Source organism: Blautia sp. An249, assembly GCF_002159835.1.
GTDB classification, from domain to species: domain Bacteria; phylum Bacillota; class Clostridia; order Lachnospirales; family Lachnospiraceae; genus Blautia_A; species Blautia_A avistercoris.
Map to the genome: position 1 here is coordinate 57,301 of NZ_NFJL01000008.1, position 25,183 is coordinate 82,483.

The 25,183-nt window shown below is 44.9% G+C and carries 39 protein-coding genes; 38 read left to right on the plus strand and 1 reads right to left on the minus strand.

What is annotated here, in order from left to right; genetic code table 11:
- Positions 1 to 13 precede the first annotated feature (13 nt).
- The 17 genes from B5F53_RS09005 to B5F53_RS09080 all read left to right on the plus strand — a co-directional run bounded on the left by B5F53_RS09005 (position 14) and on the right by B5F53_RS09080 (position 13,381).
- A complete protein-coding gene (locus B5F53_RS09005) occupies positions 14 to 2,077 on the plus strand; it encodes an LTA synthase family protein (RefSeq protein ID WP_087222543.1) in 2,064 nt (687 codons plus the stop codon).
- Between the two features lie 113 nt (positions 2,078 to 2,190).
- A complete protein-coding gene (locus tag B5F53_RS09010; RefSeq protein WP_087222545.1) occupies positions 2,191 to 3,492 on the plus strand; it encodes a bifunctional folylpolyglutamate synthase/dihydrofolate synthase in 1,302 nt (433 codons plus the stop codon).
- A complete protein-coding gene (locus B5F53_RS20100; protein ID WP_204246924.1) occupies positions 3,485 to 3,637 on the plus strand; it encodes a hypothetical protein in 153 nt (50 codons plus the stop codon). The genes B5F53_RS09010 and B5F53_RS20100 overlap by 8 nt, the downstream gene beginning before the upstream one ends.
- A 10-nt stretch (positions 3,638 to 3,647) precedes the next feature.
- On the plus strand, positions 3,648 to 4,853 hold the full coding sequence (locus tag B5F53_RS09015) for a tetratricopeptide repeat protein (protein WP_087222547.1): 1,206 nt from the start codon (positions 3,648 to 3,650) through the stop codon (positions 4,851 to 4,853).
- A 131-nt stretch (positions 4,854 to 4,984) separates the two neighbouring features.
- On the plus strand, positions 4,985 to 5,353 hold the full coding sequence (locus B5F53_RS09020) for an anti-sigma factor antagonist (RefSeq protein WP_087222787.1): 369 nt from the start codon (positions 4,985 to 4,987) through the stop codon (positions 5,351 to 5,353).
- Entirely contained in the window at positions 5,332 to 5,757 is a 426-nt protein-coding gene (gene spoIIAB, locus B5F53_RS09025) for an anti-sigma F factor (RefSeq protein WP_087222549.1), read from the plus strand. The genes B5F53_RS09020 and spoIIAB overlap by 22 nt, the downstream gene beginning before the upstream one ends.
- A 2-nt stretch (positions 5,758 to 5,759) precedes the next feature.
- On the plus strand, positions 5,760 to 6,473 hold the full coding sequence (locus B5F53_RS09030; protein WP_087222551.1) for a SigF/SigG family RNA polymerase sporulation sigma factor: 714 nt from the start codon (positions 5,760 to 5,762) through the stop codon (positions 6,471 to 6,473).
- A 78-nt stretch (positions 6,474 to 6,551) separates the two neighbouring features.
- Positions 6,552 to 7,181, plus strand: coding sequence for a stage V sporulation protein AA (locus B5F53_RS09035; protein WP_087222553.1), 630 nt, complete (start codon positions 6,552 to 6,554; stop codon positions 7,179 to 7,181).
- 16 nt (positions 7,182 to 7,197) lie between these two features.
- Positions 7,198 to 7,620 (plus strand): stage V sporulation protein AB, encoded by a 423-nt coding sequence (locus B5F53_RS09040; protein ID WP_087222555.1) that lies wholly within the window; start codon positions 7,198 to 7,200, stop codon positions 7,618 to 7,620.
- A 9-nt stretch (positions 7,621 to 7,629) separates the two neighbouring features.
- Positions 7,630 to 8,112, plus strand: coding sequence for a stage V sporulation protein AC (gene spoVAC / locus B5F53_RS09045; protein ID WP_087222557.1), 483 nt, complete (start codon positions 7,630 to 7,632; stop codon positions 8,110 to 8,112).
- Positions 8,109 to 9,125, plus strand: coding sequence for a stage V sporulation protein AD (locus tag B5F53_RS09050; protein ID WP_087222559.1), 1,017 nt, complete (start codon positions 8,109 to 8,111; stop codon positions 9,123 to 9,125). Before spoVAC ends, B5F53_RS09050 begins: the two co-directional genes overlap by 4 nt.
- Before the next feature lie 12 nt (positions 9,126 to 9,137).
- A complete protein-coding gene (spoVAE, locus tag B5F53_RS09055) occupies positions 9,138 to 9,494 on the plus strand; it encodes a stage V sporulation protein AE (RefSeq protein ID WP_087222561.1) in 357 nt (118 codons plus the stop codon).
- A 62-nt stretch (positions 9,495 to 9,556) separates the two neighbouring features.
- Positions 9,557 to 10,288, plus strand: a complete 732-nt coding sequence (locus B5F53_RS09060; RefSeq protein WP_087222563.1) for a tRNA threonylcarbamoyladenosine dehydratase — start codon at positions 9,557 to 9,559, stop codon at positions 10,286 to 10,288.
- A 56-nt stretch (positions 10,289 to 10,344) separates the two neighbouring features.
- The gene (gene murB / locus B5F53_RS09065) at positions 10,345 to 11,256 is read left to right on the plus strand and encodes a UDP-N-acetylmuramate dehydrogenase (protein WP_242970280.1); all 912 of its coding nucleotides are present in this window, start codon (positions 10,345 to 10,347) and stop codon (positions 11,254 to 11,256) included.
- Between the two features lie 12 nt (positions 11,257 to 11,268).
- The gene (gene rapZ, locus B5F53_RS09070) at positions 11,269 to 12,147 is read left to right on the plus strand and encodes an RNase adapter RapZ (protein WP_087222565.1); all 879 of its coding nucleotides are present in this window, start codon (positions 11,269 to 11,271) and stop codon (positions 12,145 to 12,147) included.
- 17 nt (positions 12,148 to 12,164) lie between these two features.
- On the plus strand, positions 12,165 to 13,130 hold the full coding sequence (gene whiA / locus B5F53_RS09075; protein ID WP_087222567.1) for a DNA-binding protein WhiA: 966 nt from the start codon (positions 12,165 to 12,167) through the stop codon (positions 13,128 to 13,130).
- Positions 13,127 to 13,381 (plus strand): HPr family phosphocarrier protein, encoded by a 255-nt coding sequence (locus tag B5F53_RS09080; protein ID WP_087222569.1) that lies wholly within the window; start codon positions 13,127 to 13,129, stop codon positions 13,379 to 13,381. The genes whiA and B5F53_RS09080 overlap by 4 nt, the downstream gene beginning before the upstream one ends.
- Positions 13,382 to 13,433: 52 nt before the next feature.
- Here the strand turns inward: B5F53_RS09080 and B5F53_RS09085 are convergent, their stop codons facing one another.
- Positions 13,434 to 14,342 (minus strand): phosphatase PAP2 family protein, encoded by a 909-nt coding sequence (locus tag B5F53_RS09085; RefSeq protein WP_087222571.1) that lies wholly within the window; start codon positions 14,340 to 14,342, stop codon positions 13,434 to 13,436.
- 183 nt (positions 14,343 to 14,525) lie between these two features.
- Between B5F53_RS09085 and B5F53_RS09090 the strand changes: the two genes are divergently transcribed.
- The 21 genes from B5F53_RS09090 (at position 14,526) to rpmD (ending at position 25,148) form a co-directional block, all read left to right on the plus strand.
- The gene (locus tag B5F53_RS09090) at positions 14,526 to 15,602 is read left to right on the plus strand and encodes a hypothetical protein (RefSeq protein ID WP_087222573.1); all 1,077 of its coding nucleotides are present in this window, start codon (positions 14,526 to 14,528) and stop codon (positions 15,600 to 15,602) included.
- Positions 15,603 to 16,202: 600 nt separating this feature from the next.
- The gene (gene rpsJ / locus B5F53_RS09100) at positions 16,203 to 16,520 is read left to right on the plus strand and encodes a 30S ribosomal protein S10 (RefSeq protein ID WP_087222577.1); all 318 of its coding nucleotides are present in this window, start codon (positions 16,203 to 16,205) and stop codon (positions 16,518 to 16,520) included.
- Positions 16,521 to 16,617: 97 nt separating this feature from the next.
- Positions 16,618 to 17,250: a 50S ribosomal protein L3 gene (gene rplC, locus B5F53_RS09105; RefSeq protein ID WP_087222579.1), complete on the plus strand. Its 633-nt coding sequence runs from the start codon at positions 16,618 to 16,620 to the stop codon at positions 17,248 to 17,250.
- 21 nt (positions 17,251 to 17,271) lie between these two features.
- Entirely contained in the window at positions 17,272 to 17,892 is a 621-nt protein-coding gene (gene rplD / locus B5F53_RS09110) for a 50S ribosomal protein L4 (RefSeq protein WP_087222581.1), read from the plus strand.
- The gene (rplW, locus tag B5F53_RS09115) at positions 17,892 to 18,191 is read left to right on the plus strand and encodes a 50S ribosomal protein L23 (RefSeq protein WP_087222583.1); all 300 of its coding nucleotides are present in this window, start codon (positions 17,892 to 17,894) and stop codon (positions 18,189 to 18,191) included. Before rplD ends, rplW begins: the two co-directional genes overlap by 1 nt.
- Before the next feature lie 77 nt (positions 18,192 to 18,268).
- Positions 18,269 to 19,117 (plus strand): 50S ribosomal protein L2, encoded by an 849-nt coding sequence (gene rplB / locus B5F53_RS09120; protein WP_087222585.1) that lies wholly within the window; start codon positions 18,269 to 18,271, stop codon positions 19,115 to 19,117.
- A 15-nt stretch (positions 19,118 to 19,132) separates the two neighbouring features.
- On the plus strand, positions 19,133 to 19,411 hold the full coding sequence (gene rpsS, locus B5F53_RS09125) for a 30S ribosomal protein S19 (RefSeq protein ID WP_087222587.1): 279 nt from the start codon (positions 19,133 to 19,135) through the stop codon (positions 19,409 to 19,411).
- A gap of 121 nt (positions 19,412 to 19,532) precedes the next feature.
- Positions 19,533 to 19,922, plus strand: coding sequence for a 50S ribosomal protein L22 (rplV, locus tag B5F53_RS09130; RefSeq protein ID WP_087222590.1), 390 nt, complete (start codon positions 19,533 to 19,535; stop codon positions 19,920 to 19,922).
- Positions 19,923 to 19,932: 10 nt separating this feature from the next.
- The gene (rpsC, locus tag B5F53_RS09135; RefSeq protein ID WP_087222593.1) at positions 19,933 to 20,589 is read left to right on the plus strand and encodes a 30S ribosomal protein S3; all 657 of its coding nucleotides are present in this window, start codon (positions 19,933 to 19,935) and stop codon (positions 20,587 to 20,589) included.
- Positions 20,589 to 21,026: a 50S ribosomal protein L16 gene (rplP, locus tag B5F53_RS09140; protein ID WP_087222595.1), complete on the plus strand. Its 438-nt coding sequence runs from the start codon at positions 20,589 to 20,591 to the stop codon at positions 21,024 to 21,026. The genes rpsC and rplP overlap by 1 nt, the downstream gene beginning before the upstream one ends.
- Positions 21,016 to 21,219: a 50S ribosomal protein L29 gene (gene rpmC / locus B5F53_RS09145; protein WP_087222597.1), complete on the plus strand. Its 204-nt coding sequence runs from the start codon at positions 21,016 to 21,018 to the stop codon at positions 21,217 to 21,219. The genes rplP and rpmC overlap by 11 nt, the downstream gene beginning before the upstream one ends.
- A gap of 56 nt (positions 21,220 to 21,275) precedes the next feature.
- Positions 21,276 to 21,530, plus strand: coding sequence for a 30S ribosomal protein S17 (rpsQ, locus tag B5F53_RS09150; protein ID WP_087222599.1), 255 nt, complete (start codon positions 21,276 to 21,278; stop codon positions 21,528 to 21,530).
- Between the two features lie 13 nt (positions 21,531 to 21,543).
- On the plus strand, positions 21,544 to 21,912 hold the full coding sequence (rplN, locus tag B5F53_RS09155; RefSeq protein ID WP_087222601.1) for a 50S ribosomal protein L14: 369 nt from the start codon (positions 21,544 to 21,546) through the stop codon (positions 21,910 to 21,912).
- Between the two features lie 10 nt (positions 21,913 to 21,922).
- Positions 21,923 to 22,234: a 50S ribosomal protein L24 gene (gene rplX / locus B5F53_RS09160; RefSeq protein WP_087222603.1), complete on the plus strand. Its 312-nt coding sequence runs from the start codon at positions 21,923 to 21,925 to the stop codon at positions 22,232 to 22,234.
- A 21-nt stretch (positions 22,235 to 22,255) separates the two neighbouring features.
- Complete coding sequence (gene rplE / locus B5F53_RS09165; RefSeq protein WP_087222605.1) at positions 22,256 to 22,795, plus strand: 50S ribosomal protein L5; 540 nt, start codon at positions 22,256 to 22,258, stop codon at positions 22,793 to 22,795.
- A 15-nt stretch (positions 22,796 to 22,810) separates the two neighbouring features.
- Positions 22,811 to 22,996 carry a type Z 30S ribosomal protein S14 gene (locus B5F53_RS09170; protein WP_022461653.1) on the plus strand — a complete coding sequence of 62 codons (186 nt, stop codon included), beginning with the start codon at positions 22,811 to 22,813 and terminating at the stop codon, positions 22,994 to 22,996.
- Positions 22,997 to 23,019: 23 nt separating this feature from the next.
- Positions 23,020 to 23,421 (plus strand): 30S ribosomal protein S8, encoded by a 402-nt coding sequence (gene rpsH / locus B5F53_RS09175; protein WP_087222607.1) that lies wholly within the window; start codon positions 23,020 to 23,022, stop codon positions 23,419 to 23,421.
- Between the two features lie 78 nt (positions 23,422 to 23,499).
- Entirely contained in the window at positions 23,500 to 24,039 is a 540-nt protein-coding gene (gene rplF, locus B5F53_RS09180; protein WP_087222609.1) for a 50S ribosomal protein L6, read from the plus strand.
- Positions 24,040 to 24,056: 17 nt separating this feature from the next.
- Complete coding sequence (gene rplR / locus B5F53_RS09185) at positions 24,057 to 24,425, plus strand: 50S ribosomal protein L18 (protein ID WP_087222611.1); 369 nt, start codon at positions 24,057 to 24,059, stop codon at positions 24,423 to 24,425.
- A 20-nt stretch (positions 24,426 to 24,445) separates the two neighbouring features.
- Positions 24,446 to 24,955 (plus strand): 30S ribosomal protein S5, encoded by a 510-nt coding sequence (gene rpsE, locus B5F53_RS09190; protein WP_087222613.1) that lies wholly within the window; start codon positions 24,446 to 24,448, stop codon positions 24,953 to 24,955.
- 13 nt (positions 24,956 to 24,968) lie between these two features.
- Positions 24,969 to 25,148 carry a 50S ribosomal protein L30 gene (gene rpmD, locus B5F53_RS09195; RefSeq protein ID WP_087222615.1) on the plus strand — a complete coding sequence of 60 codons (180 nt, stop codon included), beginning with the start codon at positions 24,969 to 24,971 and terminating at the stop codon, positions 25,146 to 25,148.
- The last annotated feature ends 35 nt before the right edge of the window (positions 25,149 to 25,183 follow it).

Below are 25,183 nucleotides of genomic sequence, written 5' to 3' on the forward strand. Positions count from 1 at the left end.
AGGAAGTGTTTGTATGAAAAAGACATGGTATGAACAGTTGAACAAGATTTCACTGCCGCTGCAGTTTCTGGGATGCTGCCTTTTGTATTTTGCAATTGAGGGCATATCCCGTCATTCTGCCTGGGAAGCCTATGATTATATGACGAACAGCCCTCTTGTATTTCTCTATAATACGGCTTTGATTTTTACAACGACCCTTATTGTCTATTTAGTGAGACGCCGGTTTTTTGCCAGGATTTTGCTTGGGATTTTCTGGCTGTTCCTGGGATGTGTAAACGGGGTGATTCTGGCCAACCGGGTGACGCCCTTTACAGGCCCGGATCTCCATCTTTTAACAGACGCCACGGAAATCGCAGAGAAATACCTTCCTGTGTGGGGAACTGTGCTGGCTGTAATATTACTGGTGCTGGTTATAGGAGGGCTGATCTGGGGATTCCTGAAAGGCCCCAAATACAAAGGGCCTTTGAAATACCGTTACAACGTACCTCTGGTTCTGGTGGGAGTTCTGGCTTTTGCCGGACTGACCCATCAGGCACTGGATAAGAGAATACTGTCCAACTATTTCGGCAATATTGCTTTTGCCTATGAGGATTACGGGTATCCCTACTGCCTTATGACAACGATTTTCAATACGGGAATTGACTGTCCGCCGGATTATTCTGAGGAAGAAATCCAGAGGATTACAGACAGTGAAAAGGAGCTGCCAAAGACAGAGACGAAGAATCTGCCCAATATTTTATTTCTGCAGTTAGAATCCTTTTTTGATCCCACCCTTGTAAATTATCTGGATATATCGGAAGATCCCATTCCCACGTTCCGGAAACTGATGGAAGAGTATTCATCCGGATACTTTAAAGTTCCTTCGGTGGGAGCCGGAACAGCCAATACGGAATTTGAGACCATTACGGGAATGAGCCTTCACTATTTCGGACCGGGAGAATATCCCTATAAAAGCATTTTAAAAGAGAGAACCTGTGAAAGCGCGCCCTATGTGCTTAAGGAGCTGGGGTATTCCACCCATGCCATTCACAATAACGAGGCCAATTTCTACGGCAGGCGGAGTATCTTCCCCAATCTGGGATTTGATACCTTTACTTCGGAAGAGTTTATGAAAGAAGAAGATCAGAAGAATCCTCTGGGCTGGGTAAAGGACAGTGTGCTGACCGCTCACATTCTGGATGCGATGGAGTCCACAGAAGGCCCGGACTATGTGTATACCATTTCCGTACAGGGGCATGGAGCTTATCCGGACGAACCCCTCCTGGAAGATCCGGAAATTACGGTTACCGGGGCGCCCACAGAAGAGGAAAACAACCGGTGGGAATACTATGTAAATGAAATTCACGAAATGGATGAATTCGTATCTGAGTTAATTGAGACTCTTTCTGAACAGGAGGAAGACGTCGTTTTAGTGATGTACGGAGATCATCTGCCCACTATGGGACTGGAAGTGGAAGATGTGAAAAACCGTTATCTCTTCCAGACAGAGTATGTGATCTGGGATAATATGGGACTGGAAAAGAAGGATGAAAACCTGTCTTCCTACCAGATTGCAGCGGAAGTGATGAACCGGGTGGGAATTCACGAAGGAACCATTTTCCGTTACCATCAGGCAAGGAGAAATACCAAGGATTACCAGGTGAATCTGGAAACCCTCCAGTACGATATTCTCTATGGAGAGGAATATTGCTATGAGGGGGAGGATCCTTTTGAAAGAACCAATATGCGTCTGGGAATTCATGATACGACCGTGGAAGAGATTACCCCGGTAACGGGCAGTACGGACAGTTATCTGGTAAAAGGAACCTACTTTACTCCGTCCACAGAAGTGATGGTTAATGAAGAATGGTGCGAGACCCAGTATATTAACGATACCACCGTTATGATTACAGGCTGTCAGCTAAAAAGCACCGATGAGATTATTGTGTCCCAAAGGAGCAACAGTTCTACCAGAAAGGCTCTGACCACAACCGAGCCGAAAACTTATGCCCGGCTTCTGAAATCCACCAAAGCCGGGACAGTAAAAGTGACAGAAACTCCTGTTCCTCAGGAGGAGAAGTCAGGTACCGGGAAATAATGTCGTATAAAATATTACGATTAGGTCTGGACATCTATCACCACTATATTATAATGAAAAGGTGACAGGGAGGCCCCTGTTGCGATACATTATGATAAAGTGGTGATATTTTTATGAACTATAAACAAGCAGTTGATTACATTGAAGAGACACCGAAATTTACAACGAAAAATAGCCTGGATCATACGAAAGAGTGCCTGAGACGGCTGGGCAGCCCCCAGGAACGGTTTTGGGTGATCCATGTGGCGGGAACCAACGGGAAGGGAAGCACCTGCGCCTTTCTGGCTTCTGTTTTAAAAGAGGCGGGAATTTCCTGCGGTCTGTTTACTTCTCCTCATCTGGTAGAGATTACGGAGCGGTTTCAGATACAGGAAGAACCGGTAAGCAGGGAGAAATTCCTGGAGGCTTTCCACAAAGTAAAAGAAATGGTGGACGCCCTTGTAGCTGAGGGGATTCATCATCCCACCTATTTTGAAATGCTGTTTCTGATGGGCATGGTAATCTTTGCCGACGCAGGGGTGGATTACGTAATGCTGGAAACGGGACTGGGAGGACGGATGGACGCCACGACTTCCATAGAGAACCCGCTGGCATGTGTCATTACCTCAGTGAGTCTGGATCATATGCAGTATCTGGGAAATACGGTAGAGGAAATCGCAGGAGAAAAAGCGGGAATTATCGTACCCGGAGTACCTGTGATTTATGATGGGAATGATCCCAGAACGGCGCAGGTCATCCGGGAAAAGGCAAAAGGGCTGGAAAGTCCCTGCTATGAAGTCAGACAGTCTCAGTGCAGGATTGTGAAAAACACACCGGAAGGCATTGATTTTATACCGGAGAGTCCGTATTATGAAGGTAACACCTTTCACATTCCTTTCCTGGCTGTGTACCAGGTGATGAATGCCGCCCTGGCGCTGACGGCCCTGGAGGTTCTGAAAGAGGATCTGCCTCTTGAAAGGGCTGTTATACAGAGAGGGATTTCCAAAACCCGCTGGCAGGGAAGGATGGAGACCATCCTGCCGGGAGTGATTGTAGACGGCGCCCATAACGAAGACGGAGTGAAAAAGTTCGTGGAAACAGCCGCCCATTTTTGCAGGGAATATACCATAGGCATTCTGTTTTCTGCCGTGGCGGACAAGGATTATCAGGATATGGCCGCGCTGATTAGCAGAGAGATACGGCCGGATTATGTGATTACCACACAGATCGAGGGAGAACGTGTAGTTCCCGCCGGAACGCTGGCGCAGGAGTTTGAAAGACAGGGATGCGCCGACGCCAGAGGAATTCCCTGTGTGGAGGAAGCTTTTGACAGAGCCTGTGCAAAAATGACAGAAAAGACTCTTCTTTTCTGCGTAGGCTCATTATATCTGGTAGGGGAGATAAAGCGTTATGTCAGGAGAAAAACGAATGATTAACTACGAGGAAGAACTGAAAAAATTTGAGCCCAGTCTGGATGTAACAGACGCAGAAGGGGCTATTTATAACAGAGAACTGACGGATGTTCTGGATATTCTTCAGGAAATTTTAAAAGAAACAAAAACCGGAACCAGAAGAAAGTAAGGAGATACGGATGAATTGTATGTATTGCGGCGCTTTGCTTACGGAAGAGGATTACTGTCCCCGCTGCGGAAGAAATATCCTGATTCAGAGAAAAGCGTACTATTTATCAAACCTTTATTATAACCGGGGTCTGGAAAAAGCCAGTATCCGGGATTTATCCGGCGCCATCGAATGTCTGAGGCGGAGTCTGACCTTTAATAAAAGGAACATTCAGGCCAGAAATCTGCTGGGACTGGTATATTATGAAACCGGAGAGGTGGTTTCCGCGCTGAGCGAGTGGGTAATCAGCAAGAATTTAAGACCGGTGCAGAATCTGGCTTCCGGTTATATTCAGAAACTGCAGGCCAATCCCAACCGCCTGAATATGATTAATACCACGATCCGGAAGTACAACCAGGCTCTGGAGAACTGCCAGGCCGGTCATGAAGACATGGCGGCCATTCAGCTTAAGAAAATTCTGACCCAAAACCCGAAATTAATCAAAGGGTATCATCTTCTGGCCCTGATACAGATTAAAAATCATGCATATACCAAAGCGCGCAGGACGCTCAGGAAAGCGGCGCGGATAGATAAGACAAATACCACGACTCTGCGTTTCTTAAAAGAGATTGACGAGCGGACAGGAGTTCCCACCCGTCTGGATGACCGAAAAACCAGAAAAGAGAAAGAAGATAAAAAGGAGTCCAACGGCAGCATTGCTTATCAGTCCGGAAATGAACTGATTATTCAGCCGCCGGCTTTTAAAGAGAAATCCACCATGTCCATGATGATAACCCTGGCTGTGGGATTTCTGGTGGGAGCCGCAGTATTCTGGTTTTTGGTGCTGCCTGTAAAGACACAGGAAATTCACCGGCAGGTGAATCAGCAGATCACCGATTACAGCAATGCCATCGCAAGCCAGGAGGCGCAGGTTTCCGAGCTGAAAGGACAGGTGGCGGATTCTAACAGCTCCACAGGAGAGCTGGAACAACAGGCGAATCAGGCCCAGGATCAGAGCAGCAGCTATGAGGCCCTTCTGCTGGCTTACAGCGCCATGCAGTCAGAAAATCTGGACGAGGCGGCTCTGCAGATTCAAAACGTACAGACGGCACAGCTTTCAGACAGCGCAAGGGCAGTATACGATTTGGTAAAAGAGGCTACCGGAGTTTCCGGCATTGAGGAAGACGCCGGAGAGGATGAGCAGGAACAACAGACACAAGAACAGGACGTACAATAACAGAAACCGTAAGTAAGGGTTGCTGTGGAGATGAAAGAAAAAACATTTCTGCGGCAGCCCTTTCCTGCATCATGCAGTGAAAGCAGCCGGCCGCAGGAAGGACAGACGGTTTATGAGAAAGGAGCAGGACAATGGATTCAGAAATGCAGATTGCAGGAGCGCATCTGACCGTTCATCTTCCGCCGGAACTGGATCATCCCAATGCGGACAGAATCCGGGAGAAGACAGATGCCGTAATAAAAAAGCAGTATATAAAGACAATTACCTTTGACTTTCAGGACACCGTTTTCATGGACAGCTCCGGCATCGGGCTGCTGATGGGCAGATATAAGGCGCTGGGCTTGCGAGGGGGAAGTATCTATGCAGTGCATGTAAATGCGCATATATTTAAAATCCTGCATTTGTCAGGGGTTTACCGGTTCCTGGAAATCCAGAAGGAGGAACCGAAATCAGGGGAGAGCAAAGAAGGGAGAGAATTATGGAGAACACCAATGAAATGACAATTTCATTTGACAGCCGCACGTGTAATGAAGGGTTTATCCGTGTGGCTGTGGCGGCCTTTTGCACACAGTTAAATCCTACTTTAGAAGAAGTGGCGGATATAAAAACCGCAGTCTCAGAAGCGGTAACCAACTGTATTATTCACGGATATGAGGGAGAAGTACATAAGATAATCATACGCTGTAAAGCAGAGGGACAGTATTTTTACGTGGATGTGGAAGATACCGGAAGAGGAATCGAGGATATTGAAAAGGCCATGGAGCCTTTATTTACAACGAAACCAGAGCAGGATCGTTCCGGTATGGGATTTGCGTTTATGGAAGCTTTTATGGATGAAATACAGGTAGAATCAGAAGTGGATAAAGGAACGACTGTGCACATGAAAAAGAAGATTGGGAGGTAGCCATGGAGCATACTCTTGCCCTTTTAGGGCTTGCACACCAGGGTGATAAAGAGGCAAGAGATACATTGTTTCAAGAAAATACAGGACTTATCTGGAGTATTGCAAAGCGGTTTCTGGGACGGGGCGTGGAGATGGAAGATCTGTTCCAGATAGGGAGTATCGGGCTTCTGAAGGCGGTAGATAAATTCGATCCTCAGTACGATGTGAAATTTTCCACCTATGCCGTTCCCATGATTACCGGGGAAATTAAGCGGTTTCTCAGGGATGACGGGATGATTAAAGTGAGCCGTTCTTTAAAAGAAACAGGAAGAAAAGCATATAAAGAAAAAGAAGAATTAGAGAAAAAACTGGGTCGGGAGCCCTATTTATGGGAACTGGCGAAAGAGATGGGAATTGACGAAGAGGAGCTGGTAATGTCCATGGAAGCCCAGGCGGAAGTGGAGTCTCTGCAGAAAACCATTTATCAGGGCGAGGGAAATGAAATCTCCCTGATGGAGAAGCTTCCTCAGAAAGAAAATGTACAGGATGCGGTCCTGGATAAAATTTTGCTGGAAGAGATGCTGAATTATCTGGACGCCCGGGAGAGAAAATTAATCTATATGAGGTATTTTGAAGAGAAGACTCAGACAGAAATTGCAAAAGAAGTGGGTGTTTCACAGGTGCAGATTTCCAGAATGGAAAAAAAGATTTTAGAACGTTTGCGGGAAAAGCTATAGGCTCTTCCCGCATTTTGCATAGTCCGGAAAAAACAAGACATACTAAGGGGTAACAAAAGAATGAGAAAGGAGATTCTCATGAGTAACACACTCTATATGCAGTTTGATAAAAATGTGGAAGTCCGTCATCCTCATGTTTATCTGCAGGATGTGGCAGAGCTTTCCTGTACAGATCCGAAAGTGCTGGATCGGTGCCGGGTAATAAAAATCCTTCATCTGGATGAGAAAAAGCCCGGGCGTTATGTGGTATCTGTCAATGATATTTTAAAACTGCTGCTGGAAAAAGAAGAAAAACTGGATGTTACGGCTACCGGAGAGACCACCTTTGTTGTCACATACAGAAAAGAGCAGCAGGGAAGGATGACAAAGGCTCTGAAAGCAGCCTTTGTGTGCCTGATCACCTTTTTCGGAACAGCCTTTGCGATTATGACTTTTAACAACGATGTAAGCGTAGAAGACTTATTTGCACAAATTTATCAGCAGGTAACCGGGGAAGTCTCCAATGGATTTACAGCGCTGGAAATTTCATATTCTGCGGGGATAGGATTTGGGGTTCTGTTCTTCTTTAATCACTTCGGACGAAGAAAAATAACGGAAGATCCCACTCCCATGCAGGTGCAGATGCGGCTTTATGAGGACAATGTAAATAAAACCATAGTGGAGGATATAAACAGAAAGCAGGAGCAGAATAAGGGGAAAAAGGGATAAGAAGGAGGAGTACAGAATGTGGCAGCAAGTGTTTCTGAGTTTTATCGGTCTTTGCGCCGGATGGATTGTGGCCAGCGGGGCTGTGGGACTGCTGATTGGACTTGCCCTGGTACCCCGGTACGCCGGGATCACCCATACCGGGGATAAGATTCTGCTTTACGAAGATGCAACCATGCTGGGGGCAATTCTGGGAAATCTGTTTTATCTTTTTCACTGGCAGATTCCGGCAGGAACTTTGGGACTGATTCTATACGGGGGATTTTCCGGGATTTTCCTGGGGGCCTGGATTTTAGCTCTGGCGGAGATGGCCAGTATTTTTCCCATTTTAACAAGGCGAATCAAATTTGAGAAAGGACTGCCCCTGGTCATTATCTGTGTGGCAGTCGGAAAAGCCGTCGGATCTTTATATTTTTTCTATAAAGGCTGGTGGAACGGATAGGAGGTTTCTATGGTGGAACAGTTTCAGGACATAGCAAAGAAGAAAAAAGAAAAGGAGTACCAGAAATACGTTAAAAAAATGACGCCCACCCATAATCTCGCACTGAATATGCTGAAAGCATTTCTGGTGGGAGGCCTGATCTGTACGCTGGGACAGGTGATCCTGCATACGGCAGAAGTGATGGGAGCCGATGAGAAGACGGCGGGAAGCTGGTGTTCTCTGATACTGATATTTATCAGTGTGGTGCTGACGGGATTAAATATTTATCCCAGGATCGGCAAGTTTGCCGGAGCGGGCGCTCTGGTTCCTATCACCGGTTTTGCCAATTCCGTAGCTGCCTCGGCAATTGAATTTAAGAAAGAAGGACAGGTTTTCGGAATCGGATGTAAGATTTTTACCATTGCGGGGCCGGTGATTTTGTACGGGATTCTCAGCTCCTGGGCGCTGGGAGTTATCTATTATATTCTTTTACAGTTAGGAGTGACAGGATGAAACAGTATGTGGGAAAACAAAGCATCGCATTTCAAAGCCCGGTCTGTATCCTGGCCGGGGCGTCCATTGCAGGAAAGAAAGAGGGGGAAGGCCCTCTGGGAGAACAGATTGATTTTATCTGCGAGGAACCTATGTTTGGAGCGGACACCTGGGAAGCGGCGGAGAGCACCATGCAAAAAGAGGCTCTGCAGACTGCCATCGGGAAGGCGGGGCTGACCAGGGAAGAAATCCGTATGATTTTTGCCGGAGATTTGCTGGCCCAGACCATTGCCTCCTCCTTTGGAATCCGGGATCTGGAAATTCCCTGTTATGGATTATACGGAGCCTGTTCCACCATGGGAGAAGCCCTTTCCCTGGGAGCGATGGCGGTGGCAGGAGGATATGGAGAATATGTGGGAGCAGTTACTTCCAGTCACTTTGCCAGTGCGGAGAAGGAATTTCGCTTTCCCCTGGGATATGGGAATCAGCGGCCTCTGTCTGCTACCTGGACGGTGACAGGAAGCGGCGCCTGCATTCTGGGGGAAACCGGGAGCAAAGTGGGGATAACCGGTATTACCACAGGGAAAATTGTGGATTACGGACTGAAGGACTCCATGAATATGGGAGGCTGTATGGCTCCGGCCGCCTGTGACACCATCTATCAGAATCTGATGGATTTTAACCGTCAGCCGGAAGATTATGACCGGATTGTAACCGGAGATCTGGGAGCGGTGGGGAAACAGATTTTACTGGATTTGCTGGCGGAAAGAGGATTTGACATCAGCAGACAGCATGATGACTGCGGTCTGTTAATTTATGACAATCAGAGGCAGGATACTCACTCGGGAGGAAGCGGCTGCGGCTGTGCGGCTGTGGTTTTCACTTCCCATCTTCTGCCGGCGGTGGAAGCGGGGAAATGGAAACGGATTCTCTTTGTTCCCACGGGAGCCATGCTCTCTAAGGTAAGCTTTAATGAAGGGCAGCCCATCCCGGGAATTGCTCAGGCCGTTGTGGTTGAAAATTTATCAGAATAAGGAGGGAATGAAATGGAATATGTCCGGGCTTTTCTGGTGGGAGGAATCATCTGTGCACTGGTTCAGATTCTGCTGGATCGAACGAAACTGATGCCGGGAAGAGTGATGGTACTTTTAGTCTGTTCGGGAGCTGTATTAAGCGCCGTGGGTCTTTATCGTCCCCTGTTTGATTTCGCAGGGGCAGGCGCCAGTGTGCCCCTTCTTGGGTTTGGTCATCTTTTGTGGAACGGAATGAAAGAAGCCATTCAGGAAAACGGGATTCTGGGGCTGTTTATGGGAGGATTTACCGCCTGTGCCACAGGGGTGTCTGCTTCCCTGATCTTTTCTTATCTGGCCAGTCTGATTTTTAATCCGAAAATGAAAGAATAGAAATCTGTACATTTTCTTTGCCAGATAGTATAATAATCTATTATCGGCTGGGAGGACAGAAAATGCAAAACGAATTTTCACGCATGGAAATGCTGGTGGGGGAAAAGGGAATGGAGATTCTTGCTTCTGCGAAGATTGCAGTTTTCGGTCTGGGAGGAGTAGGCTCCTACGTTGTGGAGGCGCTTGCCAGATGCGGCGTGGGGAGCCTGACTCTGGTAGATCATGATACGGTTTCTCTGACAAATATCAATCGTCAGATTTATGCACTGCATTCTACCCTGGGGAGAGCAAAAACACAGGTTGCAAAAGAGCGGATTCAGGATATTAATGAAAATATCCTGGTACATGTCTATGAAACTTTTTATAACAAAGATACCGCCTCTATGTTTGATTTCCACGGATATGACTATATTATTGATGCCATTGATACGGTATCATCGAAACTTCTGCTGATTGAAGAGGCGAAAAGATGCGCCACTCCGATTATTTCCTGTATGGGAACGGGGAATAAGATGTTCCCTTCCGGATTTGAGATTGCAGATATATCCAAAACCAGCGTGTGTCCTCTGGCAAAGGTGATGAGGACGGAGCTGAGAAAAAGGGGAATCAGGAAAGTAAAAGTTTTATATTCCCGGGAGAAGCCTGTGAAGGTGAAGGCCGCGCAGGAGACCAAAGGCTCTGCCGGGCGGCCGGTTCCGGGCAGTATTTCCTTTGTGCCTGCAGCAGCAGGCCTGATGATTGCCGGGGAAGTGGTAAGAGATTTGCTGTCAAATCAATCAGGACTTTACAAATGAGTGAGAAATGAATAAGATAGATAGGCAAAAGGAAAGTTTAAGGAGAGGATTGTAAAGTGAAAGAAGCAATAAAGAAAGCATTGGAAGAGATCGTAGGTCAGGACGCGGTCCTTGTGAATGAACCTATGGAAAAACACACCACATTTCGTGTAGGCGGGCCTGCAGATTATTTTGTATGTCCTTCCGATACCGAACAGGTACAGAAAGTTTTGAAATTCTGCAGAGAAAGTGAAACTCCTTACTTTATCCTGGGAAAGGGAAGCAACCTTCTGGTAAGTGACGAAGGATTCCGGGGCGTTATTCTTCAAATCGGAAAGAATATGAGCCGGATAGAAAGAGAAGGGAACCGTATCTGGGCTCAGGCAGGAACACCACTGGCGATCTTTGCCAAAGAGGCCGCAGACGGAGGACTGACAGGCGCGGAATTTGCGGCGGGTATCCCTGGAACCTTAGGCGGCGCAGTGGTTATGAATGCAGGCGCCTATGGGGGAGAGATGAAAGATATACTGAAAGAGGTCACGGTGGTATCTCAGGAGGGAGAGCTGATACGGATTCCGGCTCAAAAACTGGAAATGGGATACCGTACCAGTATCGTGAAGAAAGCAGGATATATTGTCCTGGAAGCCACAGCAGAATTAGAGCCTGGAAAGGAAGAAGAGATTCGTGCCAGGATGAAGGAACTGGCGGACTTAAGGGTACAGAAACAGCCTCTGGATTATCCCAGCGCAGGCAGCACCTTTAAACGTCCGGAAGGCCACTTCGCAGGAAAGCTGATTATGGATGCAGGACTGAGAGGATACCGGGTGGGAAACGCCCAGGTTTCCGAGAAACACTGCGGATTTGTGATTAACCTGGGAGGAGCCACAGCGAAAGACGTCTATCAGCTTATGCAGGACGTTGGCCGGATTGTGAAAGAGAAATATCAGATTGAACTGGAACCGGAAGTAAAAATGCTGGGGAAATTTTAACAGGAGATAACTATGCGCTTTGTAATTGTAACCGGGGTTTCGGGAGCGGGAAAGACCACTGCCTTAAAAATACTGGAAGATTCCCATTATTTTTGTGTGGATAATCTGCCGATTCCTCTTATAGAAAAATTTGCTTCTATTGCGTTGGAGATGAATTCCGAAGAAGTACAGGATGTGGCCCTGGGAATCGACATCCGAAGCGGCCGGGCCCTGGATGAACTGGAACAGGTTCTGGATAAGATGAAGCATTTGGGGTATCATTTTGAAATCCTGTTTCTGGACGCAGACGATACTGTACTGATTAAGCGGTATAAGGAAACCAGACGGGCCCATCCTCTGGCTGCGTCGGGCCGTGTGGACGCCGGCCTGAAGCGGGAGAGGGAAATGCTGAAATTCCTGAAGCAGAAAGCGGATTACATTATTGATACTACATATCTTCTTACAAGAGAGTTAAAACAGGAGATGGAGCGGATTTTCGTAGAAAACCAGAAGTTTAAAAACCTGATGATCTCTGTGCTGTCTTTTGGATTTAAGTATGGAATTCCCAGTGATTCGGATCTGGTTTTCGATGTGCGTTTTCTTCCCAATCCCTATTATGTGGATGAGCTTCGGGCTCTGACCGGAGAAGACGAGGAAGTATATCATTATGTCATGGATTCGCCCACAGCCTTAACCTTTGCCAGGAAGCTGGAGGATATGATTGAGTTTCTGATTCCCAATTATGAAAAAGAGGGAAAGACCAGTCTGGTTATCAGCATTGGATGTACGGGAGGCAAGCACCGTTCCGTCTCTATTGCCAGGGAACTGTACCGCAGGCTGAAGGACAAAACAGAATACGGACTGCGGATTGAACACCGGGATATAGAAAAGGACGCGGTACGGAAAAAATAGGGTAAGAGGTGAATGTGGTGTCTTTTTCATCAGAAGTAAAAGAAGAAATAGGGAAAAATATCAGCCCTGCCCGTCACTGTCAGATTGCAGAGCTTGCGGCTGTCTTAAGCGCCTGCGGCCGTCTGAAGCAGAATGAGAACGGGGAGCATTTTCTGCACTTCCAGACAGAAAATGAGGCTCTTGCCAGAAAGTGCTTTACATTATTGAAAAAAACATTTAATATAGATGTAGTGATGAAAACCGGAAAAAGCCCGTACCTGAAAAAAGGAAACATCTATGTAATTGAAGTTTCGGATCAGGAAAAGGTTCGCAAGGTGTTACAGGGAACAAAATTAGTGGACGAGGGAAGCCGCATGTCAGAGCTGACCATGTTTTCAAAACCCATTGTTACACAGAAAGTCTGCTGTAAACGCGCTTTTATCAGAGGCGCTTTTCTGGCGGCCGGGTCCATCAGCGATCCGGAAAAAGGGTATCATTTTGAAATCGTGTGTGCAGAGAGAAGAAAGGCGGAACAAATCCAGGGATTGATTCAATGTTTTGATATTGATGCAAAAATTGTGGTGCGTAACAAGTCTCATGTGGTTTACGTGAAAGAGGGAGCTCAGATTGTGGAACTTTTGGCGGTAATGGAGGCAAACGTTTCCCTGATGAATCTGGAGAATATCCGTATTGTGAAAGAAATGAGAAACAGTGTGAACCGGAAAGTGAACTGTGAAACGGCTAATATACATAAGACGGTGAATGCGGCGGTCAGACAGGTGGAAGACATCCGCCTGGTAGAAGAGAAAATAGGACTTGAAAATCTGAACGAGGGGCTGGCTGAGATCGCAGAGCTTCGTCTTAAATATCCGGAAGCTACGCTGAAAGAGCTGGGGATGATGCTGTGTCCTCAGGTGGGGAAATCCGGAGTGAATCATCGCTTGCGAAAGCTGAGTGAACTAGCGAAAGATTTGCGGAGGCGCAAGGAGGAGAATTTGTTATGATTAAAAGAACGGTAACGATTAATTTATCTACAGGGTTAGAGGCAAGACCTGTTGCACAGCTGGTACAAGTGGCAAGTCAGTTTACAAGTGAGATTTATGTAGAAATCGGCCGGAAAAAAGTAAATGCGAAAAGCATAATGGGAATGATGACACTGGGACTTGACACCGGAGAAGAAATCACTCTTTCAGCCAACGGACAGGATGAGCAGGATGCCATGGACAGCATGGAGAAATTTCTGCGGGTACAGTAATCGGATTCCTTTCAAATAAAAGAGAGAACATAAGAAACAGGCTGCTGAGTTTTCAGCAGCCTGTTTTTTTTCCAATTTTCCCCGGGGTAAACCGGGTGAACAAAGCCGGATAAAGACCCGTAATCCACAGAATCACCAGAAAATAACGAAAATAGTGGGAAATAAGGGCTGTTCCCAGGACAACCTTCAATCCCTCCTGAAGGAGAACGGTAACGGCAATTCCCAAAAGGAAACGGAAAATCCGTCCTCTCACATCGCCTGGAAGAGAAAAACGAATCCAGGTTCGTTCCCAGTAAAAACCCAGGGCAAATCCGGCGCCCGCTCCCGCGGCCTTGATGCAGTCTTCGGCGTAAACAGTTTCCAATGTGCCGACAGAAAGCAGGAATACGGTATAAGCGACCAGAAGAAGGGACAGAACAACCAGGAGAACGCCCAGAATTCGGTCCGGGAGAAAGAAGGTATCTTTCTCGTAGAAAAAACGGTAGAAAAACCAGGAAACAAAAAGAGCCAGCGCCATGGAAACAAGAACATCCCGGGGTGTATGGCAGCCCAGATACATACGGGAGAAGCCCACAAGGAGCACCAACAGGAAACAGAGAGTTTTCAGAAGTTTCCTGCCCAAAAAGAAGCCAAGGGTGGAAAATAAAGTAGTCCCGCTCTGGGTATGTCCGCTGGGAAAGGAATATCCGGTAGCGGCGTCTACAGCCGAGGAAACCGGATGGAAAGAGGGATCCAGTATCCAGGGACGGGGAACACGGAAGGTGATTTTTAATCCCTGGGCGGCCAGACCGGAAACAAAGTAGGAAAAGCCAAGGGTGTAAGCCAGCTTTTTGTTCTGACACCAGTAGAGCCAGCAGATAACTGCAACCACAAAAAGTTCCTGTCCCAGATAAGTTACTGACTGAAAAAAGACGTTCAGAAAAGCACAGCGGTGCTGTTCCAGAAATATAAGAAAATCCATTTGAAACCTCCTGTCACAATAGGAATAGATTTATTATAAAGGCAGTTTTCAGGGAAAACAAGGAATAAATTGAAATTTAGAGTGTACAGAAAAGGATTTAAATGTTAAAATAGAACCGTTCCTGAAAAAACAGAACGAATGGAAACATGAAAACAGAGAATACAAAAGCAAGGAGCGTCTGAGATGTCAAGATTTTTGAAATTTATTGTTCACCTTGTAATTATATGTACCATTTTGGATGTGGTAGCGCTTGCAGTACCGCCGTTTGTGGGCATTAAAACCAATGTGGTGGATGATTCTTATACGGAAAGCAACTTACCTACCGGATCGGTCACCTATTCCCAGAGTATGCAGGCCGGTGAAGTGCAGCCGGGAGACGCTATTCTGGTTCAGGAAGGGACGACCATATACCGCTATCAGGTAAAGGAGCTGAATCAGGAAGATGAGACTTATACAGTGGAAAACACGCTGACTTCCAGTGGGGAGACCACGGTGGTATCTTCCAAGGGCACCATTGAAAAAGTGATTATTACCATAGGGTATATCGGTTATCTGCTTGTGGCTGTTCAAAGTGTGGAAGGCATGATTGTCCTGGGACTGGGCATTCTGTTTCTGATTATTCTTTATGTGATTGCGGAGCTTTGGAGAAAAGAGCCGAAAGAGTCTGAAGAAGAGGAGGAGAAAACAGAAGAGACCGAAGAACTCCAGTTGAGTAAGAAAGAACGGAAGAAAAGAGAGAAAGAACAGGCACGTCTGGCAAAAGAAGAGAGCAAAAGAGAAAGAAAAGAAGAGAAAAACCGAAAGAAAGAAGAAAAGAAACATAAGAAGGTTAAGACGGGCGGATTCATTGATGAAATCTATGAAGAAGATCTGGATCTGGAACATGCTCCGGCTGCAGAAGTGGAGACACCGGTATATGAGCAGGCCGCAGCCAGCGAAGCCCATGAGGAACTGAAAAAAGAGATTGCGGCAGCAACCGCAGAAGAAACCGAAGAACCAGGACAGCCTGCAGCGCAGCCGGTATCCGGCGAGACGGCAGAAACATCCGGGGAAGTAATGGAGAATGAGAAAGAGGCAGAACCGGAAATGGAAGAGACGGTAGAGATCAGAAAAATGGCAATTCCCCTGTACAGTAAAGAGGAACTTTCCAAAAAGGCAAAAGCCGAGGGAGACAATCCCGTCCTGATGGAAGATAAAGAACTGGGCGTAACACTTTTTGATTATTCAGAGATTATCGCCGGAAAGAAAGAAGAGGAATAGGAAGAATTCCTTCTATATTAATAGGAAGAGATGCTTCGTGGAGGCATCTCTTTTTTATGTAATAGGAAATTCCGTCGGATTTCCTATTACATAAAAATCGCTCCGCTGTGGATGCGACCAGATGCATGTGGAATTATGACTGCCTGCGGCAGTCTGCATCTGGCGCGCAAAGAGTACAAGTCCCTCATGAGTGAGGGATATAGGGAGTTGAAGAGGACTTGTCCTCTTTGTTCTATCATAGGATTAAGGTGTCAAAAGCCTCTTATGGAATTATGAAGCCCTTGCTGAACAGACACCTTAATCCGATTACGAAAAAAATACAAAAAGTAAAAAAAGTCCTTGCATTTCTGGAAAACTTTGTGTATACTCTTAAGTGCTGTGGCATGATAGCAATGAAGCGTGAGGTTGCTGCCTGAAAATGGCAGGTTTTCCGTGGAGCGAATGTCAAGTTAGGAAACTGACGACAAGTCACTGTACAAGTTCATTAGAAACTGCTTTTGATAAGCAGGATGTGTGTAAGAGTTTAAGACACACACGGAGATGTGTACAGTCACCGCTTGTCGTACTGATAATTAGTGCGAAAAGGAGGCGACTTTTTTTATGGCAAGTCAAGTAATGAGAATTACACTGAAAGCGTATGATCATCAATTAGTAGATGCATCAGCAGCAAAGATTATTGAAACTGTAAAAAAGAACGGAGCAATGGTGAGCGGACCGGTACCTCTTCCTACTAAGAAGGAAGTAGTAACTATCTTAAGAGCGGTTCATAAATACAAAGACTCCAGAGAACAGTTTGAACAGAGAACTCACAAGAGACTGATTGATATTTTAACACCAACCCAGAAAACAGTTGATGCATTATCCAGACTGGAAATGCCGGCAGGTGTTCATATCGACATTAAAATGAAAACGAAATAAATTTGTGTAACAGGTTTTGCCTTGCCGAAAGGCGGGACGAAACTTCATATAACTATATGATTACCGACAGGTAATCCGCTATAAGGAGGAAGAAAGAATGAAGAAAGCTATTTTAGCTACAAAAGTCGGAATGACCCAGATCTTCAATGAAGAAGGCGCGTTAATCCCTGTAACTGTACTGCAGGCCGGCCCATGTGTGGTAACTCAGGTAAAGACAGAAGAAAACGATGGATACAGCGCTGTACAGGTTGGTTTTGCTGACAAGAGAGAGAATCTTGTAAATAAACCGGAAAAAGGACATTTCGATAAAGCAGGCGTTGCTCCGAAGAGATATGTAAAAGAGTTCAGACTGGAAGACGCTGAAAGCTACGAAGTAGGACAGGAAATTAAAGTAGACGCTTTTACAGCAGGCGATCACATTGATGCAACTGCTGTTTCCAAAGGTAAAGGATACCAGGGCGCGATTAAGAGACATGGCCAGTCCAGAGGACCTATGGCTCATGGTTCCAAATATCATCGTCATGCAGGTTCCAACGGCGCTGCATCCGATCCCAGCAAGGTATTTAAAGGAAAGAAAATGCCGGGACATATGGGACATGTGCAGGTAACTGTTCAGAATCTGGAAGTAGTAAAAGTAGACGCTGAAAACAACTTACTGTTAGTAAAAGGTGCTGTTCCAGGACCTAAGAAATCTTTAGTAACTATTAAAGAAACAGTAAAGTCCTTATAATAGGAAAGGAGGAGCACACAGATGGCAAACGTATCTGTTTATAATATGGAAGGCAATGAAGTGGGCACCATGGAATTAAATGATGCCGTGTTCGGAGCTAAAATTAACGAACATTTGGTTCATCTGGCAGTTGTTCGCCAGCTGGCAAACAAACGTCAGGGAACACAGAAAGCGAAAACCCGTTCTGAAGTAAGAGGCGGTGGAAGAAAACCATGGAGACAGAAAGGAACTGGTCATGCAAGACAGGGTTCTATCCGGGCTCCACAGTGGACAGGCGGCGGAGTTGTATTCGCACCGGTTCCGAGAGATTACGAAGTAAAGATGAATAAGAAAGAAAGAAGAGCTGCTCTTCGTTCCGTACTTACATCTAAAGTTCAGGATAACAAACTGGTAGTTGTAGACGAACTGAAACTGGATGCAATCAAGACAAAAGAAATGAAAAAAGTTCTGGAAAATCTGAAAGCAGAGAAAGCGCTTGTTGTTATGGCACAGGATGATCAGAATGTGATTATGTCTGCAAGAAACCTGGCAGGCGTTGAAACTGCAACTACAAATACCATCAACGTATACGATGTTCTGAAGCACAGCACTCTGGTACTGACCAAAGACGCTGTTGCATCTATCGAGGAGGTGTACGCATAATGGCAGATATTAAGTATTACGACGTGATTTTAAAACCGGTAATTACAGAAAAAAGTATGGACGCTATGAGCGACAAGAAATATACTTTCTTAGTACATCCGGAAGCAAATAAAGCACAGATTAAAGAAGCTGTTGAAAAAATGTTCGAAGGAACAAAAGTAAAATCCGTAAACACCATGAACATGAATGGAAAGAAGAAAAGACGCGGTATGGTATACGGAAGAACAGCAAAAACCAAAAAAGCCATTGTTGCTTTAACAGAAGACAGCAAGGATATTGAAATCTTCGAGGGACTTTAAGATTCCCCAGTGGCGGTAAACCGCTGCGGATATATGCTGGAAAGCATGACAGATAATATTCGAAAGGAGAAACAAAAATGGGAATTAAAACCTATAACCCATATACACCTTCCAGAAGACATATGACTGGTTCTGATTTTTCAGAAGTGACAAAATCAACTCCGGAAAAGTCTCTGGTGGTATCTTTAAAGAAGAACGCCGGCCGTAACAATCAGGGTAAAATCACCGTGAGACACCGCGGAGGCGGAAGCAGAAGAAAATACAGAATCATTGATTTTAAAAGAAATAAAAAAGATGGTATTCCGGCAACTGTTACAGCTATCGAATACGATCCGAACAGAACAGCAAACATTGCTCTGATCTGCTATGCAGACGGCGAGAAAGCTTATATCCTGGCTCCGGAAGGACTGAAAGTCGGCGCAAAAGTTATGAGCGGTGCAGAAGCAGAAGTAAGAGTTGGAAACTGCCTGCCTCTGTCAGAAATTCCGGTAGGTACTGTAATCCATAATATTGAACTGTATCCTGGAAAAGGCGGACAGCTGGTTCGTTCTGCAGGAAACGGCGCACAGTTAATGGCAAAAGAAGGTAAGTATGCAACCTTAAGACTTCCTTCCGGTGAAATGAGAATGGTTCCGATTGTTTGCCGTGCTTCCATCGGCGTTGTTGGAAACGGAGATCACAATCTGGTAAATATCGGTAAAGCAGGACGTAAACGTCACATGGGTATCCGTCCTACCGTTCGCGGTTCCGTTATGAACCCGAATGACCATCCACACGGTGGTGGTGAAGGAAAGACTGGTATCGGACGTCCGGGTCCATGTACTCCATGGGGTAAACCTGCTTTAGGTCTGAAGACCAGAAAGAAAAACAAACAGTCCAACAAGCTCATCGTAAGAAGACGCGATGGCAAAGCATTAGCGAAATAATAAGGAGGGTAAACAATGGCTCGTTCACTGAAAAAAGGACCATTTGCAGATGCAAGCTTACTGAAAAAAGTAGATGCATTAAACGCATCCAATGAAAAGACCGTAATCAAGACCTGGTCCCGTCGTTCCACAATCTTCCCGTCATTCGTTGGACATACCATCGCAGTTCATGACGGAAGAAAACATGTGCCGGTATATATCACAGAAGATATGGTAGGCCATAAACTGGGTGAGTTCGTAGCAACAAGAACTTACAGAGGACATGGAAAAGACGAAAAGAAATCAGGCCGCTAGAACTGAGACGAAAAAATAGATGCAAGGAGGCACCGCTGCCGCAGCTCTGACTGAAAGTCAGAATGTGGAGGAGGTGCGTATTCCTGCGAAAAGCAGTCACTATGAAAGGAGGAGCTTTCCGATGGCAAAAGGACATAGAAGCCAGATAAAGAGAGCAAGAAATGAGAATAATAGAGAGACAAGACCATCTGCGAAATTATCTTACGCAAGAATCTCTGTACAGAAAGCCTGCTACGTATTAGATGTAATCCGTGGCAAAGACGTACAGACAGCGCTTGGTATCCTGACATACAATCCCAGATATGCTTCCAGCGTATTAAAGAAACTTCTGGAATCTGCAATTGCAAACGCAGAAAATAACAATGGTATGAATCCGGAGAACCTTTACATTGCAGAATGTTATGCAAACAAAGGACCGACAATGAAGAGAATTCAGCCAAGAGCTCAGGGCAGAGCTTACAGAATCGAAAAAAGAACAAGCCATATCACGATTGTACTGGATGAAAGATAGGAGGTAGAACATGGGACAGAAAGTTAACCCACATGGTCTTAGAGTCGGAGTTATTAAAGACTGGGACTCCAAGTGGTATGCAGAAGGCGACTTCGCAGACTATTTAGTAGAAGATTACAACATCAGAACTTTCTTAAAGAAGAAATTATACAGCGCAGGTGTTTCCAAGATTGAAATCGAAAGAGCATCTGATCGTGTGAAAGTGATTATTTATACAGCAAAACCGGGTATCGTTATTGGTAAAGGCGGTTCCGAAATTGAAAAAGTAAAAGCAGAATTACAGAAATACACAGACAAAAAACTGATCGTAGACATCAAAGAAGTAAAGAGACCGGACAGAGACGCTCAGTTAGTAGCAGAAAATATTGCACTTCAGCTTGAAAACCGTATTTCTTTCCGTCGTGCAATGAAATCCACCATGTCCAGAACCATGAAAGCAGGAGCAAAAGGTATTAAGACTGCAGTATCCGGACGTCTGGGCGGTGCAGATATGGCGCGTACAGAATTTTACAGTGAAGGAAACATCCCTCTGCAGACACTCCGCGCAGATATTGATTATGGTTTCGCTGAAGCAGATACCACCTATGGCAAGGTTGGTGTAAAAGCGTGGATCTATAATGGTGAAGTACTTCCAACAAAAGGAGCTAAGGAAGGGAGCGATAAATAATGTTAATGCCAAAAAGAGTAAAACGTCGTAAACAATTCCGTGGATCCATGAGAGGAAAAGCTTTAAGAGGCAATAAAATCAACTATGGTGAGTACGGTCTTGTTGCAGCAGAGCCATGCTGGATTAAATCAAATCAGATTGAAGCAGCACGTATTGCAATGACCCGTTATATCAAACGTGGCGGAAAAGTTTGGATTAAAATATTCCCAGATAAACCAGTTACAGCAAAACCGGCAGAAACACGTATGGGTTCCGGTAAAGGTACTTTAGAGTACTGGGTAGCAGTAGTAAAACCGGGACGCGTAATGTTCGAAATCGCAGGTGTTCCCGAAGCAACCGCACGCGAAGCTTTACGTCTTGCAATGCATAAGTTACCCTGCAAATGTAAAATCGTTTCTCGTGCAGACTTAGAAGGCGGTGATAACAGTGAAAATTAATAAATTTGTAGAAGATTTAAGAAGCAAATCAGCTACAGAATTGAATCAGGAATTAGTAGCTGCTAAAAAGGAACTCTTTAATTTGAGATTTCAGAATGCAACCAACCAGTTGGACAATACCAGCAGAATCAAAGAGGTTCGTAAAAATATTGCCAGAATTCAGACCGTAATCGCTCAAAAAGCTGCTGAATAAAAAAGCTGGCAAAGGCAGGAAAGTATGCCGGAAAATATCATAAGGAGGCAAATCTCGTGGAAAGAAATCTGAGAAAAACCCGTGTGGGTAAGGTAGTCAGCAATAAAATGGAAAAAACCATCGTTGTTGCCATTGAAGACCATGTAAAGCATCCTCTTTACAAGAAAATCGTAAAGAGAACGTATAAATTAAAAGCTCATGATGAAAACAATGAGTGCAATATTGGTGATACCGTAAAAGTTATGGAGACAAGACCTTTATCCAAAGACAAGAGATGGAGACTTGTAGAAGTTGTAGAGAAAGTGAAATAAGGAGGAAACCAGTATGATTCAGCAGGAAACGAGACTGAAAGTTGCCGACAACACTGGTGCAAAAGAAATCCTTTGTATTCGTGTTATGGGCGGCTCTACAAGAAGATATGCAAGCATTGGCGATACCATCGTTGCTACTGTTAAAGATGCAACACCAGGAGGCGTTGTAAAAAAAGGCGACGTTGTAAAGGCAGTTGTTGTACGTACAGTAAAGGGAACACGCCGTAAAGACGGTTCTTACATCAAATTTGATGAGAATGCTGCCGTTATCATAAAAGACGACTTAACTCCGAGAGGAACACGTATCTTTGGACCAGTTGCCAGAGAGCTTCGTGAAAAGAAATTCATGAAAATCGTGTCCTTAGCTCCGGAAGTATTATAGGAGGGTGCGTATGTCAGCTATGAAAATTAAAAAAGGCGATACTGTAAAAGTAATTGCCGGTAAAGATAAAGGCAAGGAAGGAAAAGTTCTTGCTGTAAACAAGAAAGACAATACCGTTCTTGTGGAAAACGTAAACATGATTACCAAACATACAAAACCATCTGTTGCCAACCAGCAGGGCGGAATCGTGAACAAGGAAGCTCCGATTCATGCATCCAACGTAATGTATGTTTACAAAGGAAAGGCAACCAGAGTCGGATTTAAAATGGATGGAGACAAGAAAGTCCGCATCGCAAAATCCACTGGTGACGTTATCGATTAATTAAGAGAGGAGGCATGACAAATGAGCAGATTAAAAGATCTTTATAAAAACGAAATCATGGATGCCATGACAAAGAAATTTGGATATAAAAACGTAATGGAAGTGCCAAAACTCGAAAAAATCGTTGTCAACATGGGTGTTGGTGAGGCAAAAGAAAATGCAAAACTTCTGGATGCCGCCATTGCAGATATGGAATTGATTACAGGACAGAAGGCAGTTGCCACAAAAGCAAAGAAATCTGTGGCAAACTTCAAAATCCGTGAAGGTATGCCAATCGGCTGTAAGGTCACATTAAGAGGCGAGAAAATGTATGAGTTTGCGGATCGCCTGATCAACCTGGCTCTTCCGCGTGTACGTGACTTCCGCGGCGTAAATCCAAACGCATTTGATGGAAGAGGAAACTATGCTCTGGGTATTAAAGAGCAGTTAATTTTCCCGGAAGTAGAGTATGACAAGGTAGACAAAGTAAGAGGTATGGATATTATTTTCGTAACTACTGCTAAGACAGATGAAGAAGCCCGTGAGTTACTGAAATTATTCAACATGCCGTTTGCGAAATAATAGGAGGAATGATTCATGGCTAAAACAGCAATGAAAATCAAACAGCAGCGTAAAGCGAAATTCTCCACAAGAGAATACAACCGCTGCAGAATCTGTGGCCGTCCACATGCTTATTTAAGAAAATACGGAATCTGCAGAATTTGTTTCCGTGAATTAGCATATAAGGGACAGATCCCTGGTGTGAAAAAAGCAAGTTGGTAAGATAAGGAAGGAGGCAAACTGATATGACAATGAGTGATCCGATTGCAGATATGCTTACAAGAATCCGTAACGCGAACACTGCAAAACACGATACCGTAGATGTACCGGCTTCTAAAATGAAAATTGCGATTGCAGACATTCTTTTAGATGAAGGATATATTGCAAAATACGATCTGGTAGAAGATGGAAGCTTTAAAAATATCCATATTACATTAAAATATGGTGAAGATAAAAACGAAAAAATTATCACAGGCCTGAAGAGAATTTCCAAACCGGGTCTGCGTGTATACGCCGGAAAAGACGAACTGCCGAAGGTTCTCGGAGGACTGGGCGTGGCTATCATTTCCACAAACAAAGGCGTAATCACAGATAAAGAAGCCAGAAAACAGCAGGTAGGCGGAGAAGTATTAGCTTTCGTTTGGTAAAGCCAGACAACCTGCAATCACTGAAAACAGAGAGGAAGCCTATTCCTCTCCGACAATCTAAGTAAGGAGGACAATCTTATGTCACGAATCGGCAGACTGCCAATCGAAGTTCCTGCAGGAGTAACTGTAGACATTAAAGATGGCAATTTAGTAACCGTTAAGGGACCAAAAGGAACCTTAGAGAAAGCTCTTCCAACAGAGATGGAAATCAAGATGGAAGACGGTCATGTGGTAGTAACAAGACCAAACGATTTAAAGAAAATGAAATCCCTGCATGGTTTAACCAGAAGCCTTCTGCACAACATGGTTGTTGGCGTAAGCGAAGGATATACAAAAACTCTGGAAGTAAACGGTGTAGGTTACAGAGCTCAGAAACAGGGCAAGAAATTAGTATTATCCTTAGGTTATTCCCATCCGGTAGAAATGGAAGATCCAGAAGGACTGGAATCCAAAGTAGAAGGAAATCAGATCATTGTTTCTGGTATTGACAAAGAAAAAGTAGGACAGTTCGCTGCTGAAATCAGAGACAAGAGAAGACCTGAGCCATATAAGGGCAAAGGTATTAAATATGCGGATGAAGTTATCAGACGTAAAGTTGGTAAAACTGGTAAGAAATAAATAAGGAGAGTGTGAAAATGATAAAGAAAGCATGTAAGGCAGATATTCGCCGTAATAAGCATAGAAGATTACGTCATCATTTAAGCGGCACCGCACAGTGCCCGCGTCTGGCTGTATTCAGAAGCGACAAGCATATGTACGCCCAGATTATTGATGACACAGTTGGCAAGACTTTAGTATCAGCTTCTACTCTTCAGAAAGACGTAAAAGCAGAATTAGAGCATACCAACGATGTAAAAGCAGCAGCATATCTGGGAACTGTAATCGGAAAGAAAGCAGTAGAAGCAGGTATTTCCCAGGTTGTTTTTGACAGAGGCGGCTTTATATATCACGGAAAAGTGAAAGCACTGGCAGACGCAGCAAGAGAAGCTGGACTGGATTTCTAAGAAAGGGAGGACGCAAACGCATGAAACGTAATCTTATTGATGCTAGTCAGTTAGAATTAGAAGATAAAGTAGTATCAATTAAGCGTGTTACCAAGGTTGTTAAAGGTGGTCGTAACTTCCGTTTCACAGCTTTAGTTGTTGTGGGAGACGGCAATGGCCATGTTGGTGCAGGCTTAGGAAAAGCAACTGAAATTCCGGAAGCAATCCGCAAAGGAAAAGAAGATGCAATGAAGAAACTGGTTACTGTAGCAAGAGATGAAAACGGAAGTATTACCCATGACTTTATCGGTAAATTCGGAAGCGCTCAGATGCTTCTGAAACGTGCCCCGGAAGGTACCGGTGTTATCGCCGGAGGTCCTGCCCGTGCCGTAATCGAATTAGCAGGTATTAAAAACATCCGTACAAAATGCATGGGTTCCAGAAATAAGCAGAACGTAGTACTTGCAACCATCGAAGGATTAAAGCAGTTAAAGACTCCGGAAGAAGTAGCAAAACTTCGCGGAAAATCTGTTGAAGAGATTTTTGCTTAAGGAGGAAAAGAAGATGGCAGACTTAAAAGTAACATTAGTAAAATCTACAATCGGAGCTGTTCCGAAACATAAAAAAACGGTAGAAGCAATGGGGCTGAAGAAAACCAATAAAAGTGTTATCATGCCGGACAATGCAGCTACCAGAGGTATGATTAAACAGGTTCAGCATTTAGTGAAAGTAGAAGAAGCTTAAAACAGATATACAGATAGCAGATTAAAAGGAGGTGC

Bases quoted from the DNA above. Each gene is read 5' to 3' on its own strand.
- rpsE (WP_087222613.1), top strand. From the start codon at position 24,446: ATGAAACGTAATCTTATTGATGCTAGTCAGTTAGAATTAGAAGATAAA.
- B5F53_RS09015 (WP_087222547.1), top strand. From the start codon at position 3,648: ATGAATTGTATGTATTGCGGCGCTTTGCTTACGGAAGAGGATTACTGT.
- B5F53_RS09085 (WP_087222571.1), bottom strand. From the start codon at position 14,342: ATGGATTTTCTTATATTTCTGGAACAGCACCGCTGTGCTTTTCTGAAC.
- rplX (WP_087222603.1), top strand. From the start codon at position 21,923: ATGTCAGCTATGAAAATTAAAAAAGGCGATACTGTAAAAGTAATTGCC.
- rplB (WP_087222585.1), top strand. From the start codon at position 18,269: ATGGGAATTAAAACCTATAACCCATATACACCTTCCAGAAGACATATG.
- B5F53_RS09010 (WP_087222545.1), top strand. From the start codon at position 2,191: ATGAACTATAAACAAGCAGTTGATTACATTGAAGAGACACCGAAATTT.
- spoVAC (WP_087222557.1), top strand. From the start codon at position 7,630: ATGGTGGAACAGTTTCAGGACATAGCAAAGAAGAAAAAAGAAAAGGAG.
- rplD (WP_087222581.1), top strand. From the start codon at position 17,272: ATGGCAAACGTATCTGTTTATAATATGGAAGGCAATGAAGTGGGCACC.
- spoIIAB (WP_087222549.1), top strand. From the start codon at position 5,332: ATGGAGAACACCAATGAAATGACAATTTCATTTGACAGCCGCACGTGT.
- rapZ (WP_087222565.1), top strand. From the start codon at position 11,269: ATGCGCTTTGTAATTGTAACCGGGGTTTCGGGAGCGGGAAAGACCACT.
- rplE (WP_087222605.1), top strand. From the start codon at position 22,256: ATGAGCAGATTAAAAGATCTTTATAAAAACGAAATCATGGATGCCATG.
- B5F53_RS09060 (WP_087222563.1), top strand. From the start codon at position 9,557: ATGCAAAACGAATTTTCACGCATGGAAATGCTGGTGGGGGAAAAGGGA.
- rplC (WP_087222579.1), top strand. From the start codon at position 16,618: ATGAAGAAAGCTATTTTAGCTACAAAAGTCGGAATGACCCAGATCTTC.
- spoVAE (WP_087222561.1), top strand. From the start codon at position 9,138: ATGGAATATGTCCGGGCTTTTCTGGTGGGAGGAATCATCTGTGCACTG.
- rplW (WP_087222583.1), top strand. From the start codon at position 17,892: ATGGCAGATATTAAGTATTACGACGTGATTTTAAAACCGGTAATTACA.
- B5F53_RS09170 (WP_022461653.1), top strand. From the start codon at position 22,811: ATGGCTAAAACAGCAATGAAAATCAAACAGCAGCGTAAAGCGAAATTC.
- rplN (WP_087222601.1), top strand. From the start codon at position 21,544: ATGATTCAGCAGGAAACGAGACTGAAAGTTGCCGACAACACTGGTGCA.
- rpmD (WP_087222615.1), top strand. From the start codon at position 24,969: ATGGCAGACTTAAAAGTAACATTAGTAAAATCTACAATCGGAGCTGTT.
- rpsJ (WP_087222577.1), top strand. From the start codon at position 16,203: ATGGCAAGTCAAGTAATGAGAATTACACTGAAAGCGTATGATCATCAA.
- B5F53_RS09020 (WP_087222787.1), top strand. From the start codon at position 4,985: ATGGATTCAGAAATGCAGATTGCAGGAGCGCATCTGACCGTTCATCTT.
- B5F53_RS09050 (WP_087222559.1), top strand. From the start codon at position 8,109: ATGAAACAGTATGTGGGAAAACAAAGCATCGCATTTCAAAGCCCGGTC.
- B5F53_RS09040 (WP_087222555.1), top strand. From the start codon at position 7,198: ATGTGGCAGCAAGTGTTTCTGAGTTTTATCGGTCTTTGCGCCGGATGG.
- B5F53_RS09080 (WP_087222569.1), top strand. From the start codon at position 13,127: ATGATTAAAAGAACGGTAACGATTAATTTATCTACAGGGTTAGAGGCA.
- rplF (WP_087222609.1), top strand. From the start codon at position 23,500: ATGTCACGAATCGGCAGACTGCCAATCGAAGTTCCTGCAGGAGTAACT.
- B5F53_RS20100 (WP_204246924.1), top strand. From the start codon at position 3,485: ATGATTAACTACGAGGAAGAACTGAAAAAATTTGAGCCCAGTCTGGAT.
- rplV (WP_087222590.1), top strand. From the start codon at position 19,533: ATGGCAAAAGGACATAGAAGCCAGATAAAGAGAGCAAGAAATGAGAAT.
- rpsC (WP_087222593.1), top strand. From the start codon at position 19,933: ATGGGACAGAAAGTTAACCCACATGGTCTTAGAGTCGGAGTTATTAAA.
- rplP (WP_087222595.1), top strand. From the start codon at position 20,589: ATGTTAATGCCAAAAAGAGTAAAACGTCGTAAACAATTCCGTGGATCC.
- rpsH (WP_087222607.1), top strand. From the start codon at position 23,020: ATGACAATGAGTGATCCGATTGCAGATATGCTTACAAGAATCCGTAAC.
- rpsS (WP_087222587.1), top strand. From the start codon at position 19,133: ATGGCTCGTTCACTGAAAAAAGGACCATTTGCAGATGCAAGCTTACTG.
- B5F53_RS09005 (WP_087222543.1), top strand. From the start codon at position 14: ATGAAAAAGACATGGTATGAACAGTTGAACAAGATTTCACTGCCGCTG.
- B5F53_RS09090 (WP_087222573.1), top strand. From the start codon at position 14,526: ATGTCAAGATTTTTGAAATTTATTGTTCACCTTGTAATTATATGTACC.
- rplR (WP_087222611.1), top strand. From the start codon at position 24,057: ATGATAAAGAAAGCATGTAAGGCAGATATTCGCCGTAATAAGCATAGA.
- B5F53_RS09030 (WP_087222551.1), top strand. From the start codon at position 5,760: ATGGAGCATACTCTTGCCCTTTTAGGGCTTGCACACCAGGGTGATAAA.
- B5F53_RS09035 (WP_087222553.1), top strand. From the start codon at position 6,552: ATGAGTAACACACTCTATATGCAGTTTGATAAAAATGTGGAAGTCCGT.